We start from the raw sequence: 1,067 nt of genomic DNA on the forward strand, positions 1-1,067 counted from the left end.
CAAACACGCGGAGACAGGGAAAAAATTCTTACCTGGGCTGTACAGGTTTACGGAGAATACAACAAGCAAACCAATAAAAACTATAAATCTGAAAACTAAAATCATGAAAAAACTACTTTTACTGGCAACATTAGTTGCTTCATATTGCATTTCTGCTCAAACACCAGCACCAGGAACTCTTTATATACAAAATTACACTCCCTATTATGTAGAATATCATCTGATTAAGTCTAATCTAGGAAGTCCAACAACAGGATGTACCCCAATGTTGGAAGCAAGAGATGCCACAAATAATTTATTAAAGTTAGGATACACCAATGATCCATCAATCTCAATAGATGCCAGTTATGACAAGAATGTAAATAATACTTTTGCATTTAATGCTGCAGTGCCAACGACCCCTCAAGTAGGCAGATGGGTTCTCAATTCCAATTATGCGGCTCCATATACCGCTCCGGCACCAGTTCTTGCTACTTTCAGCAATTTTACAACATGGACCGGGATCAAATTCGGTGTGCAGGATCAGTCCGGAGTAAATGCCGGCGGATATTATTTTATGGGACAATTTTGCGGAACTACCACTGTAATTTCAGATTTAACAGGAAATGTAATTCCACCATCTATGGCGGGAGCAACCCTTTTTACAGTTGGAGGTGCAACCTGGGTTGTCATATTTTAATCATTTAATTCAAAACAATTATCATGAAACTAAGAAAAACAATTTTACTTCTAAGTATTTCAATGCTTACAATTCTGTCTTGTGCTAATGAAAATATCGCTACAAATACAACTCCGGATATTTCAAAGCCCGAAGCTGTACAAAAATTCAATCTGGCGATCAAAAAAGTGGCAATGGAGAAAGAGCCTGCTCCTGCGACGCCAAGAACATCGGCAGAATTAAGTGATTATAAAAAAGAAATGCTTTTACCTGCTGCAAAAGATCTCATCGCTTCATCAGGAGTCTCTTATGCCGAAATAGAAAGACAAACACGCGGAGACAGGGAAAAAATTCTTACCTGGGCTGTACAGGTTTACGGAGAATACAACAAGCAAACCAATAAAAACTA

Annotated in this window: 2 protein-coding genes; both read left to right on the top strand. The window is 38.2% G+C overall.

The features are described 5' to 3' along the window. Positions 1-103 precede the first annotated feature (103 nt). The gene (locus BT156_RS21710) at positions 104-679 is read left to right on the top strand and encodes a hypothetical protein (protein ID WP_072412990.1); all 576 of its coding nucleotides are present in this window, start codon (positions 104-106) and stop codon (positions 677-679) included. A 23-nt stretch (positions 680-702) separates the two neighbouring features. Then, positions 703-1,067 (top strand): hypothetical protein (locus tag BT156_RS21715; protein ID WP_139255565.1); only part of this gene is annotated, 365 nt, incomplete at its 3' end.

The sequence above is a fragment of the Chryseobacterium limigenitum genome, from assembly GCF_900114875.1.
Lineage (GTDB): Bacteria > Bacteroidota > Bacteroidia > Flavobacteriales > Weeksellaceae > Chryseobacterium > Chryseobacterium limigenitum.